This window comes from Actinomycetospora sp. NBRC 106375 (assembly GCF_030269665.1).
Taxonomy (GTDB): Bacteria; Actinomycetota; Actinomycetes; order Mycobacteriales; family Pseudonocardiaceae; genus Actinomycetospora.
In genome coordinates this window covers 232,285-249,139 of sequence record NZ_BSTS01000011.1, presented here as the reverse complement: position 1 = coordinate 249,139, position 16,855 = coordinate 232,285, and the positions used below count along the sequence as shown (strand labels likewise).

Genomic DNA, 16,855 nt, shown 5'->3' with positions numbered 1-16,855 from the left:
GCCGTGACCCTCGCTACCTTGCTAACGAGCGTTCGTCAGTCGGGAGGCGCGATGCTGCGTACCGAGGTGATCCGGCCCGTCCACGAGCTGCTCGACGGCCACGCCGCCGGGCGGCCCGGTGCGGTCGCGTTCGCCGACGACGCCCGCAGCGTCACGTGGGCCGAGCTCGCGACCACCACCCGCAGGCTCGCCGGGCACCTCGCCGCCCGCGGCGTGGGCCCGGGCGACCGCGTCGCGATGGTCCTGGGCAACGCCGTCGAGACCGTCGAGACCTACCTCGCGATCCCGCGCGCCGGCGGGGTGGCGGTGTGCCTCAACCCGGACGCCGCGCCGGCGGAGATCGACTACATGCTCGCCGACAGCGGCGCCCGCCTCGTGGTCACCGACACCGCGCACGCCGGGCTGGTCGGCCCGGACGTCGCGACGGTCGTGGTGGGCACCGGCGGGTCGTACGCCGACCTGATCGCGACCGAGCCCGACGTCGTCGCGCCCGACCCGGCCGACCTCGACGCGACCGCGTTCATGCTCTACACCTCCGGCACGACAGGGCGCCCCAAGGGCGTGGAGCTGACGCTGCGCAGCTGCCTCTGGGTGGTCGCGGCGTGCTGGGCGCCGATCGTCGGCCTCGGCCCCGACGACGTCGTGCTCTCGGCGCTGCCGCTGTTCCACTCCTACGCCCTGGACCTCTGCGTGCTCGGGGTCGTGGCGACCGGCGCGAGCGAGCGCATCCTGCCGCGCTTCTCCCCCGGCCGGATCCTCGAGCTCCTGGCCGGCGACCAGCGCCACACCGTCCTGCCCGGCGTCCCGACCGGCTTCTCGTACCTGGTGCAGGCCGCCGGCGACCGCGCCCCGCGCCACCGGCTGCGGCTCGCGATCTCGGCCGGCGCGATCCTGCCCGCGACCGTGGACCGGGCCTTCGAGCAGGCGTTCGCGGTGCCGCTGCTCGACGGCTACGGCATCACCGAGACCTCGACGATGGTCACGATGAACTGGCCGCACGGGGCGCGGCCCGCCGGCTCGTGCGGGCTGCCGCTGCCGGGGCTCGCGGTGCGGCTCGTCGACCCGGCCACCGGCACCGACGCCCCGCCCGGCGGCGAGGGCGAGCTGTGGGTGCGCGGCCCGAACGTCATGCGCGGCTACTGGGGCAGGCCGGAGCAGACCGCGAGCGTGCTCGTCGACGGCTGGTACCGCACCGGCGACCTGGCCCGGGCCGACGAGAACGGCTACCTGACGATCAGCGGCCGCACCAAGGAAATGATCATCCGGGGCGGCGAGAACATCTACCCGGCCGAGATCGAGAGCGTCCTGCTCGCCGCGCCGGGGGTCGCCGACGCCGCGGTCGTCGGCCGGGCGCACCCCGATCTCGGTGAGGAACCGGTGGCGTTCGTCGTGGGCGCGCCGGACCCGGACGCGGTCGCGGCGTACTGCCGGGAACGTCTGGCCTGGTTCAAGGTCCCGGTCGCGTTCCTCCCGGTCGACGCCATCCCGCGCACGGGGTCGGGCAAGATCCGGCGCTTCGAGCTCGCGCGCCTGCTCACCGACGACCGGGCGCCCGCATGAGGGTCGGCGACCTGCACGTCGTCCCGGTCGTCGACGGCACCGGACGGGAGAATGCCCGCGAGGTCCTGTCCGCGCCGGGCGGCGACCGCTGGGCCTGCCACCCCGAGCAGCTCGACGCCCACGGCGACCTCGCGCTGACCCTCGGCGGGTTCCTGCTGCGCACGGGCGACCGGCTGGTGCTCGTCGACGCCGGCGTCGGCCGGATCCACAACGACCGCTACCGGGGCGGCGGGATGATCGACGCCCTGGCCGGCCTCGGCGTCACCCCGGACCAGGTGACCGACGTCGTGTTCACCCACCTCCACTTCGACCACGTCGGCTGGGCCACCAGCAGGGGCGAGGTGGTGTTCCCGCACGCCACCTACCGCGTCCACGCGGCCGACTGGGCGCACTTCGTCGACGCCCCCGACGCCGACCCGGGTGCGGTGCGCAAGCTCGCGCCGCTGCGCGACCGCCTGGAGACCTTCGACGCCGCGCACACCGTCGCGCCCGGCCTGGACGCTCGCCCGACCCCGGGGCACACACCGGGCTCGACCACCTACGTCGTGTCCAGCCGCGGGCGGCGTGCCCTGCTGATCGGCGACGTCGCGCACTCGGTGGTCGAGCTCGCCGAGCCCGACTGGCAGGCCACGTTCGACGTCGACCCGGACGCCGCGCAGGCCGTCCGGAACCGGCTCGCCGACGAGGTCGTCGACACCGAGGACGCCGTCGCGGCCGCCCACTTCCCCGGCCTCGCCTTCGGCCGCGTCGTCACCTTCGGCGACCGGCGACGGTTCGTCGCGATCTGAGGACAGGAGCCCCATGGATCTGCAGCTCGCCGGCACCACCGTGCTCGTCACGGGGGCCGGACAGGGCCTCGGCCGCGCCATCGGCGAGGCGTTCGCCGCCGAGGGCGCCCAGGTGGCGTTCGGCTACAACACCTCGTCCGCCGGCGCCGAGGAGGCCGCCGAGGCCGCGCGGGCGTCGGGGGTCAAGGCGCTCGCGGTGGCCGTCGACACCCGCGACGACGACGCGGTCGCCCGCGCGATCGAGACCGTCGAGTCCGGGCTCGGGCCGATCGGGGTGCTGGTGAACAACGCGGCCGTGACGAGCCGGGGCCGCTTCCTCGAGCGCTCGGCGTCCGAGTTCGCCGCCGAGATCGACGTGACGGTGACGGGCACCGTCCGGATCTCCCACGCCGTCGCGCGGCGGATGTCCGAGCACGGCGGCGGCGCGATCGTCTCGCTGATGGGCGACTCCGGGCGGGTCGGCGAGTCGGGGCTCACGGTCACCGCGACGGCGCGCTCCTCGACGCTCGGCCTGACGAAGTCGCTGGCGAAGGAGCTCGCCCGCCACGGCATCCGCGCCAACGCCGTCTCGATCGGGCTCGTGCAGACCGACCGGTTCTCCGACCACGCGGGCGGCACCGACGACGAGCGCCTCAAGAAGATCACCGCGCTCTACCCGCTGCGCCGCCTCGGGCGCCCCGAGGACGTGACGCCGACGATCCTGCTGCTGGCCTCGCCGTGCTCGTCGTGGACCACGGGCCAGGTGGTGTCCGTCAACGGCGGGTTCGCGATGCCATGACCGGTGACCACCGACCGGCCAGCGGCACCCCGGTGCGCCGCAAGGAGGATGCGCGCCTGCTCACCGGGCGCGGTCGCTACGTGTCCGACCTCGCCCTGCCCCGGATGCGCCACGTCGCGTTCGTGCGCAGCCCCCTGGCGCACGGCCGCATCACGGGGATCGACACCGACGGGGCGCTCGCGGTCGACGGCGTCACGGCGGTGTTCACCGGGGAGCACCCGGCGCTCGCGTCGGTCGCGCTGCGCGCGCTCTCGGCGCTGCCCGGCTACGTCGAGACCGACCAGCCCCCGCTCGCCCGCGACAAGGTGCGCTTCGCCGGGGAGGCGGTCGCCGCGGTGGTCGCCGACGACCGCTACCTCGCCGAGGACGGCGCCGAGGCCGTGGTCGTGGACTACGAGCCCCTGACGCCGACGGTGTGCGCGTGGGACGCCGGGATCACGGACCCCGTGCACGACGAGGCACCCGACAACCTGCTGCTCTCGCGGACGTTCACCGCCGGCGACGTCGACGACGCCCTCGCCGGCGCGCACGTCGTCGTCGACCGGGACCTGACCACCAACCGGCACGGCGGCAACCCCATCGAGTGCCGCGCCGGTGTCGCCCGCTACGAGGCCGCCGACCGGCGGCTGACGTTCTGGTCGGGCACCCAGGTGCCCCACCTCGTGCGCACCCAGCTCGCCGAGCTGCTCGACCTGCCCGAGGGCAACATCCGCGTGATCGCCCCGGACGTCGGGGGCGGCTTCGGCGTCAAGGCCGTGCTCTACCCCGAGGACGTCGCGCTGTGCCTGATGGCGATGGCCACGCCCGGCATCCCGCTCAAGTGGGTCGAGGACCGCGTCGAGCACCTCCTCGCCGCCACCCACGCCCGCGACCACCGCTACGTGCTGCGCGCGGGGTTCGCCGCGGACGGCGAGCTGCTCGCCGTGCGGGCCGACGTGTGGTGCAACGTCGGCGCCTACTCCGTCTACCCGTGGACCGCGGGGATCGAGCCCCTCATGGCCGGCGGCCTGCTGACCGGCCCCTACAAGCTCGCGCACTACGCGTGCACCGTCCGCGGCGTCACCACCAACACGAGCCCCTCGGGCCCGTACCGCGGAGTCGCGCGCCCGGCGACGGTGTTCGCGATGGAGGCGCTGCTCGACTCCGGGGCCCGCGCGCTGGACATGGACCCGATCGCGCTGCGCCGCCGCAACCTCATCCTGCCCGCCGACGTCCCGTACCGGATGCCGTCCCGGCTCGTCGACGACTCCGGGGCCTACGAGGCCTGCCTCGACCGGGCCGTGGCGATGTTCGACCTCGCCGGCTGGCGAGCCGAGCAGGGCCGGCGCCGCAAGGTCGGCGGGCGCCCGCTCGGGATCGGCGTCGGGATCTACAACGAGCTGACCGGTCTCGGGCGCGCCGCGTCGGCCGGGCCGCGGATGCCGTTCCGCACCGGCCACGACGCCTGCACGGTGCGCATCAACCCCGACGGCGCGGTCACCGTCTTCTCCGGCGTCACGTCGCAGGGACAGGGTCTCGAGACGACGATGGCCCAGGTCGTCGCCGACGCGTTGGGCGTGGACTACGACGCGGTCGACGTCCGGATCGGCGACACCGACTCGTCCCTGTGGGGCTTCGGGGCGTTCTCGTCGCGGCAGGCCGTCATCGGCGGCGGCGCCGCACACCTGGCCGGCGCGGACGTGCGGGCGAAGGCCCTGGCGCTGGCCGGGGCGCTGTGCGAGGTCGACGTCTCCGACCTGGACCTGCGCGCCGGGCAGGTGCACGTCCGCGGGCAGGAGAAGCCGGTCATCGCGCTGGCCGAGGTCGCCGAGGTCGCCTACCTGCGCTCCGACCGCCTGCCCGAGGGCTTCGAGCCCGGGCTGGAGTCGACGAAGTTCTACGACCCGATCCGCGGGGCGTTCGCCGCCGGCGTCCAGATCGCCGCGCTGGAGTTCGACCCCGCGACCGGCGAGATCGGCATCCTCGACTGGGTGTGCGTCGAGGACGCCGGGCGGATCGTCCACCCCGTGATCGTGGCGGGACAGGTGGCCGGGTCGATCGCGCAGGGCATCGGCGGCGCGATGTACGAGCACCTCGTCTACGACGAGGACGGGAACCTGTCGACCGGCACCCTGCTCGACTACCTCATGCCGACCGCCGGCGAGATCCCCGAGCTGCGCATCGGGCACGTGTGCACCGAGGGTGCCAACCCCACCCATGTCCGCGGCGTGGGCGAGGGCGGCACGCTGGCACCGAACGCGGTGGTCGCCGGGGCGCTGCTCGACGCGCTCGGGGTCGAGGTCGACGACCTGCCCGTGACGCCCGCGCGGGTCTGGGAGCTGGTGTCGCCGTGAAGTGCCCGCCGTTCTCCTACCACCGCGCCACCGACGTCGCCGACGCCGTGGCCGCCCTGGGCGCCGCCGACGGCGAGGGGAAGATCCTCGCCGGCGGGCAGAGCCTGGTGCCGCTGCTCGCGCTGCGCCTGGCGCGCCCCGCCGTGCTCGTCGACGTCAACCGCGTCCCCGGGCTGGACGGCCTCGTCGTGCGCGACGGCGTGCTGCACGCCGGGGCGCTCGTGCGGCACCTCCACCTCGCCGGGCAGGATCACCACCCGCTGGCCGCCGAGGCCGCGCGCTGGATCGGGCACACGGCCATCCGCAGCCGGGGCACGCTGGCCGGGAGCCTCGCCCACGCCGACCCGTCGGCCGAGCTCCCCGCGGTGCTGCGGGCGTGCGACGGCGCCGTGCACGTCGCCGGGCCCGGCGGGACGCGACGACTCGGCGCCGACGAGCTCTTCGTGGGCGCGCTGCAGAGCTCGCTCGCCGAGACCGAGATGATCACGGGCGTCGAGCTCCCCGTGCCCGACGCGTGGGGCTTCGCCGAGTTCGCGCGCCGGCACGGCGACTTCGCGATCGTGTCGGTCGCGGCCGCCCGCTTCGGCGACCGGCTGCGGGTGGTGGTCGGCGGCGTCGCCGGGGTGCCCCACCTCGTCGATCCCGGCGACCTCGCCACCTGTGACGGCGGGCTCTCGGCCGACCGCGTCGCGATCCTCGCGGCGGCCGCCGCCGACGACGTCGACCCCCCGTCCGACCTGCACGGCAGCGCCGGGTACCGGCGCGCGCTCACCGAGCAGATGACCGCGCGGGCGCTGACGCAGCTCGCGGGGCACCGCACCCCGGAGGCCGCGTGAAGATCGTCCTGACCGTCAACGGCGAGCGGCACCGCGTCGAGGTCGAGCCGCGCCGCACCCTCGCCGACGCCCTGCGGGAGGACCTCGGTCTCACCGGCACCCACCTGGGCTGCGAGCACGGGGTGTGCGGCGCGTGCACCGTGATCGTCGACGGGCTCCCCGCCCGCGCGTGCCTGATGTTCGCCGTGCAGGCCGACGGCGCGGCGGTGGAGACGGTCGAGGGCCTCGCGGCCGAGGACGGCACCCTGCACCCGCTGCAGGAGGCGTTCTCCCGGTGCCACGGGCTGCAGTGCGGCGCCTGCACGCCCGGGATGCTCATGACGGCCGCCCACCTGCTGGACACCGAGCCCGCGCCCGACCGCGCGCGCATCCGCGCGGAGATGGCCGGGAACATCTGCCGGTGCACGGGGTACGTGGGGATCGTGGACGCGGTCGAGGAGGCGGCGGCGGGTCGCGGTGACCCGTGACGCGTGGGCCCGCCACCTCGGCGGGCCCGTCCCCGACACCCTGCGCGCCGAGCTCGCCGCCGGCACGCTGCCCGCGGTCGCCGCGGCGTCGGCCGCCGCGCGCCCCGACCGGGTCGCGGTCGAGGTCGACGGCGAGGCCCTGACCCACGGGCGGCTCGACGCTGCCGTCGCCGCGGCCGCGGGTCTGCTCGCCGAGCGTGGTGTCGGACCGGCGGACACGGTCGTGCTCGCCGCCCCGGCCTCGGTGCGGTTCGTCGTCGCCTACCTCGCGGTCCAGCGCCTCGGCGCCGCCGTCGTCCCGGTCGACCCCGTGCAGCCGGCCGCGGCGGTGCGGTCCGTGGTCGACGCCGCGGGTGCCCGTTTCGTCCTGGACGACGCGAGGCTGTCCGCCCTGGCCGCCGCGCGCCCGCGCCGGCCCGTGGGCACCGTCGAGCGTCCCGGCAACGGCGACGTCGCGGTGCTCGCCTTCACCTCGGGCACCACCGGCGCGCCCAAGGGCGTGCCGATCACCCACGCGAACCTCCTGGCCTCGGCCCGCGCCGCGATGCTCGCCTGGCGGTGGCACGACGGCGACGTCCTGAGCCACGCCCTGCCCCTGTTCCACCAGCACGGGCTCGGCGGCCTGCACATGACGCTGATCGCCGGCACCACCGCCCGGCTCGGGTCGCGCTTCGACCCGGCCGCGCCGGTCCACCCCGACACCACGGTCTTCTTCGGTGTCCCCGCGATGTGGCACCGGCTGCTGGAGCGCCCGCCCGTGCTCGCCGGCATGGCCCGGCTGCGGCTCGCGGTGTCGGGGTCGGCGCCGCTCCCCCCGCCGGTCGCGGACCGGGTCGCCGAGCACCTCGGCCAGGTCCCTCTCGAGCGCTACGGCCTCACCGAGAGCGGCCTGGACGTCTCCAACCCCTACGACGGCCCGCGGGTGGCGGGCACCGTCGGCTTCCCGCTGCCGGGCGTCGAGCTGCGCCTCGGCGACCAGGACGAGATCGAGCTGCGTGGCCCGCAGGTCATCGACACCTACTGGGGCGGCGTCGCCCCCGAGGCCTTCCGCTTCGACGGGTGGTTCCGCACCGGCGACCTCGGCCGCCTCGACGCCGAGGGCCGCCTGACGATCGTCGGGCGGCTCAAGGAGCTGATCATCACGGGCGGCCACAACGTCGTGCCCGGGGAGGTGGAGGCCGTGCTCGCCGGGCAGCCGGGCGTGGCCGAGGTCGCGGTGGCCGGGGTGCCCAGCGCGCGCTGGGGCGAGGAGGTCACCGCGTTCGTGGTGGCCGGGTCCCCCGCGCCCGACCCCGACGCGCTGCTGGCCGCCGCGCGCGAGCGCCTCGTGCCGTACAAGGTGCCGAAGTCCGTGCGCTTCCTCGACGCGCTGCCCCGCAACGCCATGGGCAAGATCCAGCGAACCGTCCTCGGGGAGGCCCCGTGATCGTCACCGGTCCGGACGGCGTCGAGCTCGCGGTGCAGGTCCACGGGCCGGAGGACGGGACGCCGATCCTCTTCGTCCACGAGTTCGGCGGCGACCACCGCTCCTGGGCGCCGCAGGTCGCGCACTTCGCGGCGCACCGGCGCTGCGTCACCTACGACGCCCGCGGCTACCCGCCCTCGGCGGTGCCGACCGACCCGGCGGCCTACTCGCAGGACCACGCGGTCGCCGACGCCGTCGCCGTCCTCGACGCCCTCGGCATCGCACGGGCCCTCGTCGTCGGCAACTCGATGGGCGGCTTCGCGACGCTGCACCTCGGCCTGCGCCACCCCGAGCGGTGCCAGGGGATCGTCGTCGCCGGCTGCGGGTACGGCGCCCACCCCGACCACACCGCCGCCTTCCGCGCCGACGCGCTCGCCCTCGCCGACGCCTACGAGCGCGACGGCAGCCCCGCGGTCGCCGCCGACTACGGGAACCGCCCGGCCCGGCAGCCGCTGCGCAGGAGGGACCCGGAGGGCCACGCCGAGCACCTGCGGATCCTCGCCGAGCACGACCCCACCGGCGCCGCCCTGACGATGCGCGGGGTCCAGGCCGCGCGCCCCTCGCTCTACGACCTGCGCGACGAGCTCGCGGGCCTGCGCGTGCCCGCCCTGCTCGTCGTCGGCGACAGCGACCGCGACGCGCTCGACGCCAACCTCATGCTCGCCGCCACGCTGCCGGACGCCGGTCTCGCCGTCCTCCCCCGCACCGGGCACCTCACCAACCTCGAGCTCCCGGCGGTGTTCAACGGTCTGGTCGAGGACTTCGCCGTGGCATGCGGGTGACGTCGGCCTCGAACGGACCTCCCCCGCCGGCGACGGCGCATGATGGGCACCCCGGGGGGAGGGAGGCCGCCGTGACCGACGAGGAGCTGATCGTCGAGTTCGCCCTGACGCGCCTGGACCACCCCGGCCTCGACCTCGAGGAGATCGCGGCGCTGCTGGTGCGACGCCTCGGCCCGGAGCGGATGCTCGGCTTCGCGGCCCAGAACCTGGCCGACCGCGGCGAGCTGCGGGGCGCGGTGTTCGAGACGGCGGTCGAGCACGTCATGCGGGTGGTGCTGGCGCTGCGGGACGCGCAGGACTGATCGGTCACCCCACGGGCTGACCGTCCACCACCGTGCGCAGCTCGGCGAGCACCGCACGCTGGATGTCGATCAGGGAGCGCTCCTCGCCCTCCGCGATCCACGTCCCGAACGCCACCCGGAACACCGCGACCCCGCTCTCCGCGGCGAGCGCCGCCGGGATCGGGTCGACGCCCCGGTGCCGCAGGCCCCGTGTCATGGCCGCGGCGAGGCCGGAGAGCTTGAGCAGCTCGCGCTCCTGCAGGCCCGGGTCGGCGTCGATGACGACCTGGCGCGCCCGCGACCAGGGCCGGCGCTCCTCGGCGAAGAACGTGGTCGCGCCCTCGAGCGCCGCGGCGACGAGGCCCATCGGGTCGGCGTCCGGGGCCCGCGCGATGCCGTCGACGAACAGCCGCTCGAACTCGTCCTGGCCGGCGAAGAGCACCTCGCGCTTGTCGGCGAAGTAGCGGAAGAACGTGCGCTCGGTGAGGCCGGCGGTCGCGGCGATCTCGGCGACCGTCGTGCCCTCGAAGCCCTGCGCGGCGAAGCGCTCGAGCGCGGCGGCCTGCAGCCGCTCGCGCGCTCCGGGCTGCCACCGCACCATGCCGTCCATCCTAGGCGATGACAGCCACTGACATGAGGGTCTACAGTGATGTCAGCAGCTGACATGACGCCCGGGAGGGCAGAGGAGGCCACGCACGATGCGTGTTTTCGTCACCGGAGCCAGCGGATGGATCGGCTCCGCCACCGTCGACGAGCTGCTCGCCGCGGGTCACGAGGTCGTCGGCCTCGCCCGCTCCGAGGGCTCGGCGTCGTCCCTCGAGGCGAAGGGCGCCGCGGTCCTGCGCGGCGACCTCGACGACCTCGACGCCCTGCGCCGCGGCGCGCGCGACGCCGAGGGCGTCGTCCACCTCGCGAACAAGCACGACTGGGCGAACCCGAAGGAGTCCGACCGCGCCGAGCGGGCGGCCGTCGAGACCCTCGCCGAGGCGCTCGTCGGGACCGGCCGGCCGCTGGTGCTGGCGTCCGGCGTCGCCGGGCTCGCCGTCGGCCGCCCGTCCACCGAGGCCGACCCGTCGCGCGGGATCGGACCCGACGCCCCGCGCGGCGGCACCGAGAACCTCGCGTTCGCCTACGTCGACCGGGGCGTGCGGGCCGTGGCCGCCCGGTTCGCGCCGACCACCCACGGCGACGGCGACCACGGCTTCATCGCCCTGATCACGGCGGCCGCCAAGCGCCACGGTGTCTCCGCGTACGTCGCCGACGGCGCCGCGCGCTGGTCGGCGGTGCACCGCTCCGACGCCGCACGCCTCGTGCGGCTCGGGCTCGAGCAGGCGCCGGCCGGGGCGCGCCTGCACGCCGTGGCCGAGGAGGCGATCCCGACCCGCGAGATCGCCCAGGCCATCGGCGACGCCCTCGGCGTCCCGGTGACGTCCGTGGCGCCCGAGGACGCGGTCGACCACTTCGGCTTCATCGGGCGCTTCTTCTCCCTCGACCTGGCGGCGTCGAGCGACTGGACCCGGGAGACGTTCGACTGGACCCCGACGGGCCCGGGCCTGCTCTCCGACATCAAGGCCGGCGCGTACCGGGACGCCTGACCGTCGTCAGCGCTCGACCAGGGTCTGGGTACCGAGGACGACCGCCAGCGCGAGGCGCTCGGCGTCCTCGGTGCCCGGCTCGGCGGTGTAGACCATGATCCGCACGTCGTCGGTGGCGACGACCAGCGTGTCGCCGTCTACGGCGCGAGCAAGGCGGCCGTCTCGATGCTCACGGTGCAGTACGCGCGGGCCGAGCCCGGGGTGAAGATCAACGCCGTCGAGCCCGGCTACACCGCGACCGAGCTCGGGGGCGCGGCCAACCCGCTCGGCCGCCCGGTCGAGGTCAGCGCGGCGACCGTGGTCCGCATGGCCACGATCGGTCCCGACGGGCCGACCGGCGTCTTCGCCGAGGACGACGGCGAGCTGGGGTGGTAGCCCGCGGACGTGAGGCTGTGCACGTCGCGGGACCCCGGGGGTGCGTCGCGGGCGGGAGTGGACCACGGTGAGGTGGACCAGGCGCCGGGAGTCAGGAGCAGACGTGGGCGACGAGCAGGAGAACGGGCTCTCCGCCCCGCTGGCCCGCACCGACCCGCACGCCCCCGACCGGGAGACCTGGTCGGGACAGCCGGTCCCCGAGGGCTACACGGACATGATCGACGAGCTCCGGGAGCTCCTCGACCGCGTCGCGGCCGCGGCCCCGGACGGCGAGCTCGTCACGCGCACCACCAAGGCGATCGCCGAGATCAACGCCGCGCTGGCCGACTGCGCGGTGGAGGAGACCGCGCGGCTCTCGGGGCGCCTGCTCGCCGCCCCCGGGCGGGGCGCGCTCGGCGCCCCGCCGCTGCACATCGACGAGATCGGCGACGACCGCGTGACCGGGCACGTCCGCTTCGGCGCGCATTTCCTGGGCAGCAACGGCGTCGTCCACGGCGGGGCGATCCCGTACCTGTTCGACGACGTGCTCGGCCGGCTCGACATCTCCGGCGGGCGTCCCCGCTCCCGGACCGCGTACCTCCACGTCGACTACCGCTCGGTCGCACCGATCGACACCGACCTGCGGGTCGCGGCGTGGTTCGAGCGCGCGGAGGGCCGGAAGCGCTACCTGCGGGGCACCCTCTCCGAGGGCGACCGGCTCTGCGCCGAGGCCTCGGCGCTGTTCGTCGAGCTCAGGCCCGGCCAGCGCTGAGCACTGCCGCCAGCACCTCGCGGAGCACCCGGTGCGTCGCCGGGTCCGCGACCAGGCCGTCGGCACCGACGTCGCCGCGGGACAGCGGGTGGCGGCGGCAGGCGTCGTCGACCACGCGCGCCTGCACATAGCCGAGCACCGTGCGCAGCTCGTCGTGCGCGCCGCGCCCGCCCGTCGGGGCGGCGATCGACGACACGTTGACCCAGCCGACCGGGAGCCCGGGCATCTCGTGGCCGCCGACGGTCCAGTCGAGCAGGTTCTTGAACGCGCCGGGCAGGGCGCCCGCGTACTCCGGCGTGCAGACGAGCACCCCGGCGGCCTCGCCGAGCGCCGCGCGCAGCCGCGCCACGGGCGGCGGCAGCGGGTCCGCGTCGAGATCAGGGTCGAACGCCGGGAGCGCGACCAGCTCGGCGTACAGGCGCGTGCGGTCGGGCTCCAGGGCGGCGAGCGTGCGCAGCGCGGCGGTGCTGGTCGAGCCGGCCCGCGTGCTCCCCGAGAGGAGGAGGACCGCGGTCACCCGCCACCCCGCACCGGGTGCGACCCGTCGGCGGCCTTGGGCACCAGCACCTCGCCCTCGAGCCCGTCGGGGTCGCGGAAGAACATGCTGAAGGCCCCGCCGAAGTCGTTGACGGTGCCGTCCGAGGCGCCCTGGTCGATCAGCCGCTCGCGGATCGTCGCGAACGCGGCGTACGACCCGGCGTGCAGGCCGAAGTGGTCGAGCCGGCCCCGGTGCCACATCGGCGTCTGGCGGTCCGCGCCGTCGCTGCTCGGGACGGTGAAGACGTTGAGCTCGGTGTGCGGGCCGATCCGCATCACCGTCATCGTCTCCTCGCCCTGCTGGCCGTGCGGTCGCGTCGGCCCGATCTCCGCGTCGAAGACGGCCTCGTAGAACGCGCCCATCCGCGCCGGGTCGTGGGTCAGCACGGCGATGTGGTCCACCCCGCTCAGCAGCATGTGAGTGATTTTCCCGGCTATGGCCGGGAAAATCACTCACATGGGCCGGTCGGAGCAGCGTCAGTCCCCGAGGTCCATGCGGTGCCAGCGCAGCACGTCGACGTCGACGTCGTCGAACTCCGGTGCCGCGGACTCCTCGCGCGCACGCATGACGAAGTCGGCAGCCTCGGCGACCTCGTCGAACGGGCCGTAGCACTCGGCCTCGCCGCTCTCCCGGCGCACCACCACGACGACGTACCCGTCGCACGACTCGGCGTCCACGCCCACACCACCTCGCCGCCCGAGGGAGGAGACGGACCCGGAGCCACCAGGCGACCGCACCGGGGGGAGGCGCGGTCGGGAGCGGTGGCTCCGGGCGACGGAGTGGGCCGCGCGGTTGGACCCACCATCGGAGAGCCCGCGGCGCGCGCCGCCACTCCGTCCGCTCCCCCGAGCGAACGAGCCGCCGCGCGGGACCGCCTGTCGCGAACCGTACTCGTGATCTCGCGTAGCGACCAGGAGCGACGCGCTCAGCGACGCAGGGTCTCGCTCGGCGCGACCCCGAACCGGTCGCGGTAGGCCGCGGTGAAGCGCCCGAGGTGCGTGAAGCCCCAGCGGTGGGCGATGCCCGAGACGGTGTCGCCGTGCCCGGGGTCGCCGTCCTGGAGATCGCGGTGGGCGCGGTCGAGGCGGGTCGTGCGGAGCTGGTCGCGCGGGGTCGTGTCGCGGTGCCGCCGGAAGGCGTGCTGCAGCCCGCGCGGACCGATGCCGGCGGCGGCCGCGATGTCGGCGACGTCGATCGGCTCCCCGGCGTGGCCCTCGATGTACTCGATCGCCCGGCGCACCACCGCGGGCTCCCCGACACCGGGGCCGGGGTGGGCCGGGTCCTCGAGGGCCTCCAGCGCCGTGTTCGGGAAGGTGTGGATCAGGGCCGTGGCCAGGAGGCGGAACGCCTCGGCGCGCGCGAGCGGGCTGGCGGCGATCTCGTCGTTGCCGAGCACCTCGCGCCGCACGTGCTCGGTCACCGCCCGCCAGTGCCGCGCGCGCCCGTCCGAGACCGGTCGGGACAGCCGGAACCGGACGTCTGCGGCATCCAGCCCGGACGCGTCGGCCGCCAGCTGCGCGGTCGCGGCGAGGTCGAGCCGCACGACGTCGTAGTCGACGTCGTCGAGGAGCACCTCGAGGGGCCGCTCCGGGTCGATCAGCACCGTCTCCCCGGCGCCGAAGCGCACCGCGCGCTCCGGGGTCGCCACCTCGCAGCGGCCCTCGTTCGCCCGGGCCACGAACAGCGCACCGCTCGGGGACGTGCTGGTGTGGAACGCGACCGTCTGCCGCATCCGCTCGAGGGTGAACAGGTCGGTGTCGGTGCCCCGCACGCGCAACCGGAACTGCTCGCGGTGCCCGGAGACCCGGATGGTGCTGTCCGTGTAGCGGGAGCAGATCATCTCGTAGGCGAGATCCGGGTCCTCGGTCGAGAACTCGTAGCTCCGCGGCTCCGACACCGCCGTCACACCACACCCCCCACCGACCCGCAGGGCTCCTGTCTACCGGGCCGGGTCAGAGCTCGGCGAGGGGCACCGCCGGGTCACCGAGCCGGTCGACGTCGACGGGCGCGGCGAACGAGCGGCGCACCAGCGCCTGGATGGCGTCGGTCTGGTCCCAGACGTTGACGTTCATGCCCGCCACGACACGGCCGGCCCTGTCGACCCAGAACACCACGAACTCCCGGCCGTCGCGGTCGCCGCGGTAGACCAGCCGGGCGTCCCCGGCGAGCGCGCCGAAGCCCGAGTACTCCATGCCCAGGTCGTACTGGTCGGTGAAGAAGTACGGCAGCCGGTCGTACGAGACGTCCTGGCCGAGCATCGACCGCGCGGCCGCCGGCCCGCCGTTGAGCGCGTTCGCCCAGTGCTCCGTGCGCACCGGGATCCCGGCCAGCGGGTGGTCGGCCGACGCCACGTCGCCCGCGGCGAAGACACGCGGGTCGGCGGTGCGCAGCGCCGCGTCGACCCGGATCCCGTCCGCCACCGCCAGGCCTGCGGTCCGGGCGAGGTCGACGTTCGGTGCCGCGCCGATGGCGACGAGGACGTCGTCGGCGGGCACCGTGCTCCCGTCCGCCAGCTCGACGCCCGTGACGTGCCCGCCGGTGCCGGTGATCCGCCGGACCCCCGAGGACAGACGCAGGTCGACGCCGTGCTCGCGGTGCAGCGCCCCGAACGCCGCCCCCAGCTCGGCGCCCAGCGCGACCTTGAGCGGGGTGTCCTCCTGCTCGACCACGACCACCTCGTTGCCGTGGGTGCGGCCCGCGGCGGCGACCTCGAGGCCGATCCACCCCGACCCGATCACCACCAGGCGCCGCCCGCCGTCCGCGAGCAGCCCGCGCAGCGTCACCGCGTCGTCCGCGGTCCGCAGCGTGTGCACCCCGTCGAGGTCGGCCCCCTCGACCGGGAGCCGGCGCGGCGAGGCTCCGGTCGTCAGCAGCAGGCGGTCGTAGCCGACGGTCCCGCCGTCCGCGAGGGTGACCGCGCCCGCGTCGCGGTCGATGCCCACCACCTCGGCGCCGAGGCGCAGGTCGATGTCGTGCTCGACGTACCACGCGGGCGGGTGGACGTAGGCCGCCTCGAGCTCCTTGCTGCCCATGAGGTACTCCTTCGACAGCGGGGGCCGCTCGTAGGGCACGGTCCGCTCGGCGCCGAGGAGGACGACGGGGCCGTCGTACCCCTCCTCGCGCAGCGTCCCTGCGGCGGACGCCCCGGCGAGCGACGCCCCGACGATCACGTGTCCGGCCATGACGTCCACTCTGGCCCTCCCGCGGGCGCCCGTCACCCGCCGACCGGCGTCGCCGGCCCGCCCCGCGGGCCCGGAGATCGCGGGCGGCGTCCCGTTTCGGCACGATCGACGTCATGGTGCGACCTCGGTTGGCGTGCGTCGGCGTCGTGGTCCACCCGACGAAGCCGGTGGACGACTCGCTGCGTGCGCTCCTGGCGTGGGGCGACCGGCACGCCGTGACGGTGGTGGCGCGCGCGCCGGAGGCCGCGCGGGTGCCGCCGGGGGTCGAGGTGCTGCCCGAGCCCGAGTTCCTGGATCGCGTCGACGCGCTGGTCAGCCTGGGTGGCGACGGCACGATGCTCGGCGCGATGCGGCTGACCGTCGACCGCCCGGTGCCGGTGCTCGGCGTCAACCACGGCAACGTCGGCTTCCTCGTCGAGGTCGTGCCGGCCGAGATCGGGCCGGCCCTGGACCGCCTCGCCGAGCACCGCTACGAGGTCGAGGAGCACAGCTGCGTCGAGATCGACCACGACGGCGCGACGGTCGTCGCGTTCAACGACGTCGTCCTCGGCGCCGGCGCGCCGGGCGGCTCGGTCGAGCTGGACCTGGAGGTCGAGGGCACGCAGTTCGGCTACTACCGCTGCGACGCCCTCGTGCTGGCCACGCCGACGGGCTCGACCGCCTACAACTACGCGGCGGGCGGACCCGTGATCTCGCCGAACGCCGACGTCCTCGCCCTCACCCCGGTGGCCCCGATGTCGGGGCTGTCGCACTCCATCGTGCTGCCCGCCGGCGACGCGGTGCGGATCCGGCAGACCCACGTCGACGACGCCGTCCTGCGCGTCGACGGGGTCATGACGCTCGCGTTCCCGCCGGGCGCGGTCGCCACCGCGCGCCCGCACCCGGACGCCGCCCAGGTCGTACGCCTCGACCCGGACCGCCACGCCCAACGCAGCCGGGTCAAGCTCAGCCTCCTCGACCTGCCCCTGCGCCGGGAGCAGATCGCGGAGCTCCTGCCCTCGGAGCTGCGCGAGGACGTCCTCACCCGCCTGCGCGAGCACCGTCGGCAGGGCGCGCTGGGCTGGGGGCCGCCGGAGTAGTGCCCTAGCGTCAGCTCCAGGACACGGCGGGCGGGAGGGCGGTGG

Annotated in this window: 19 protein-coding genes; 13 read left to right on the top strand and 6 right to left on the bottom strand. The window is 75.5% G+C overall.

Annotation, left to right across the window (positions count from 1 at the left end; all coding sequences use genetic code 11):
* Positions 1–51: 51 nt before the first annotated feature.
* From QSK03_RS20035 to QSK03_RS19995, 9 genes are all read left to right on the top strand, one after another.
* Positions 52–1,560, top strand: a complete 1,509-nt coding sequence (locus QSK03_RS20035) for a class I adenylate-forming enzyme family protein (RefSeq protein WP_285655682.1) — start codon at positions 52–54, stop codon at positions 1,558–1,560.
* Complete coding sequence (locus QSK03_RS20030; protein WP_285655679.1) at positions 1,557–2,348, top strand: MBL fold metallo-hydrolase; 792 nt, start codon at positions 1,557–1,559, stop codon at positions 2,346–2,348. The genes QSK03_RS20035 and QSK03_RS20030 overlap by 4 nt, the downstream gene beginning before the upstream one ends.
* A gap of 13 nt (positions 2,349–2,361) precedes the next feature.
* Entirely contained in the window at positions 2,362–3,126 is a 765-nt protein-coding gene (locus QSK03_RS20025; RefSeq protein WP_285655676.1) for an SDR family NAD(P)-dependent oxidoreductase, read from the top strand.
* Positions 3,123–5,459, top strand: a complete 2,337-nt coding sequence (locus QSK03_RS20020; protein ID WP_285655673.1) for a xanthine dehydrogenase family protein molybdopterin-binding subunit — start codon at positions 3,123–3,125, stop codon at positions 5,457–5,459. Before QSK03_RS20025 ends, QSK03_RS20020 begins: the two co-directional genes overlap by 4 nt.
* Positions 5,456–6,295 (top strand): FAD binding domain-containing protein, encoded by an 840-nt coding sequence (locus QSK03_RS20015; protein WP_285655671.1) that lies wholly within the window; start codon positions 5,456–5,458, stop codon positions 6,293–6,295. The genes QSK03_RS20020 and QSK03_RS20015 overlap by 4 nt, the downstream gene beginning before the upstream one ends.
* A complete protein-coding gene (locus QSK03_RS20010) occupies positions 6,292–6,762 on the top strand; it encodes a (2Fe-2S)-binding protein (protein ID WP_285655668.1) in 471 nt (156 codons plus the stop codon). Before QSK03_RS20015 ends, QSK03_RS20010 begins: the two co-directional genes overlap by 4 nt.
* Positions 6,752–8,188 (top strand): AMP-binding protein, encoded by a 1,437-nt coding sequence (locus QSK03_RS20005; protein ID WP_285655665.1) that lies wholly within the window; start codon positions 6,752–6,754, stop codon positions 8,186–8,188. Before QSK03_RS20010 ends, QSK03_RS20005 begins: the two co-directional genes overlap by 11 nt.
* Positions 8,185–9,009, top strand: a complete 825-nt coding sequence (locus QSK03_RS20000) for an alpha/beta fold hydrolase (RefSeq protein WP_285655663.1) — start codon at positions 8,185–8,187, stop codon at positions 9,007–9,009. The genes QSK03_RS20005 and QSK03_RS20000 overlap by 4 nt, the downstream gene beginning before the upstream one ends.
* 71 nt (positions 9,010–9,080) lie before the next feature.
* Entirely contained in the window at positions 9,081–9,311 is a 231-nt protein-coding gene (locus QSK03_RS19995; protein WP_285655661.1) for a hypothetical protein, read from the top strand.
* Positions 9,312–9,315: 4 nt separating this feature from the next.
* Here QSK03_RS19995 and QSK03_RS19990 read toward each other — a convergent pair whose 3' ends face one another.
* Complete coding sequence (locus tag QSK03_RS19990; RefSeq protein ID WP_285655659.1) at positions 9,316–9,891, bottom strand: TetR family transcriptional regulator; 576 nt, start codon at positions 9,889–9,891, stop codon at positions 9,316–9,318.
* A 97-nt stretch (positions 9,892–9,988) separates the two neighbouring features.
* Between QSK03_RS19990 and QSK03_RS19985 the strand changes: the two genes are divergently transcribed.
* The 3 genes from QSK03_RS19985 (at position 9,989) to QSK03_RS19975 (ending at position 12,011) form a co-directional block, all read left to right on the top strand.
* Positions 9,989–10,885: an SDR family oxidoreductase gene (locus tag QSK03_RS19985; RefSeq protein WP_285655657.1), complete on the top strand. Its 897-nt coding sequence runs from the start codon at positions 9,989–9,991 to the stop codon at positions 10,883–10,885.
* Positions 10,886–11,050: 165 nt separating this feature from the next.
* Positions 11,051–11,260 carry a Rossmann-fold NAD(P)-binding domain-containing protein gene (locus tag QSK03_RS19980; RefSeq protein WP_285655655.1) on the top strand — a complete coding sequence of 70 codons (210 nt, stop codon included), beginning with the start codon at positions 11,051–11,053 and terminating at the stop codon, positions 11,258–11,260.
* A 103-nt stretch (positions 11,261–11,363) separates the two neighbouring features.
* Positions 11,364–12,011 (top strand): PaaI family thioesterase, encoded by a 648-nt coding sequence (locus tag QSK03_RS19975; RefSeq protein WP_285655653.1) that lies wholly within the window; start codon positions 11,364–11,366, stop codon positions 12,009–12,011.
* Here the strand turns inward: QSK03_RS19975 and QSK03_RS19970 are convergent.
* From QSK03_RS19970 to QSK03_RS19950, 5 genes are all read right to left on the bottom strand, one after another.
* Positions 11,992–12,528, bottom strand: coding sequence for an NADPH-dependent FMN reductase (locus QSK03_RS19970; protein WP_285655651.1), 537 nt, complete (start codon positions 12,526–12,528; stop codon positions 11,992–11,994). The two genes, QSK03_RS19975 and QSK03_RS19970, sit on opposite strands and share 20 nt — an antisense overlap.
* Positions 12,525–12,965 (bottom strand): VOC family protein, encoded by a 441-nt coding sequence (locus QSK03_RS19965; RefSeq protein ID WP_285655650.1) that lies wholly within the window; start codon positions 12,963–12,965, stop codon positions 12,525–12,527. Before QSK03_RS19965 ends, QSK03_RS19970 begins: the two co-directional genes overlap by 4 nt.
* A 60-nt stretch (positions 12,966–13,025) precedes the next feature.
* The gene (locus QSK03_RS19960; protein ID WP_285655647.1) at positions 13,026–13,226 is read right to left on the bottom strand and encodes a hypothetical protein; all 201 of its coding nucleotides are present in this window, start codon (positions 13,224–13,226) and stop codon (positions 13,026–13,028) included.
* A gap of 248 nt (positions 13,227–13,474) precedes the next feature.
* Complete coding sequence (locus tag QSK03_RS19955; protein ID WP_285655644.1) at positions 13,475–14,446, bottom strand: helix-turn-helix transcriptional regulator; 972 nt, start codon at positions 14,444–14,446, stop codon at positions 13,475–13,477.
* Between the two features lie 55 nt (positions 14,447–14,501).
* Positions 14,502–15,731 carry an NAD(P)/FAD-dependent oxidoreductase gene (locus QSK03_RS19950; RefSeq protein ID WP_285655642.1) on the bottom strand — a complete coding sequence of 410 codons (1,230 nt, stop codon included), beginning with the start codon at positions 15,729–15,731 and terminating at the stop codon, positions 14,502–14,504.
* Between the two features lie 113 nt (positions 15,732–15,844).
* Between QSK03_RS19950 and QSK03_RS19945 the strand changes: the two genes are divergently transcribed.
* A complete protein-coding gene (locus QSK03_RS19945) occupies positions 15,845–16,810 on the top strand; it encodes an NAD(+)/NADH kinase (RefSeq protein WP_285655639.1) in 966 nt (321 codons plus the stop codon).
* The last annotated feature ends 45 nt before the right edge of the window (positions 16,811–16,855 follow it).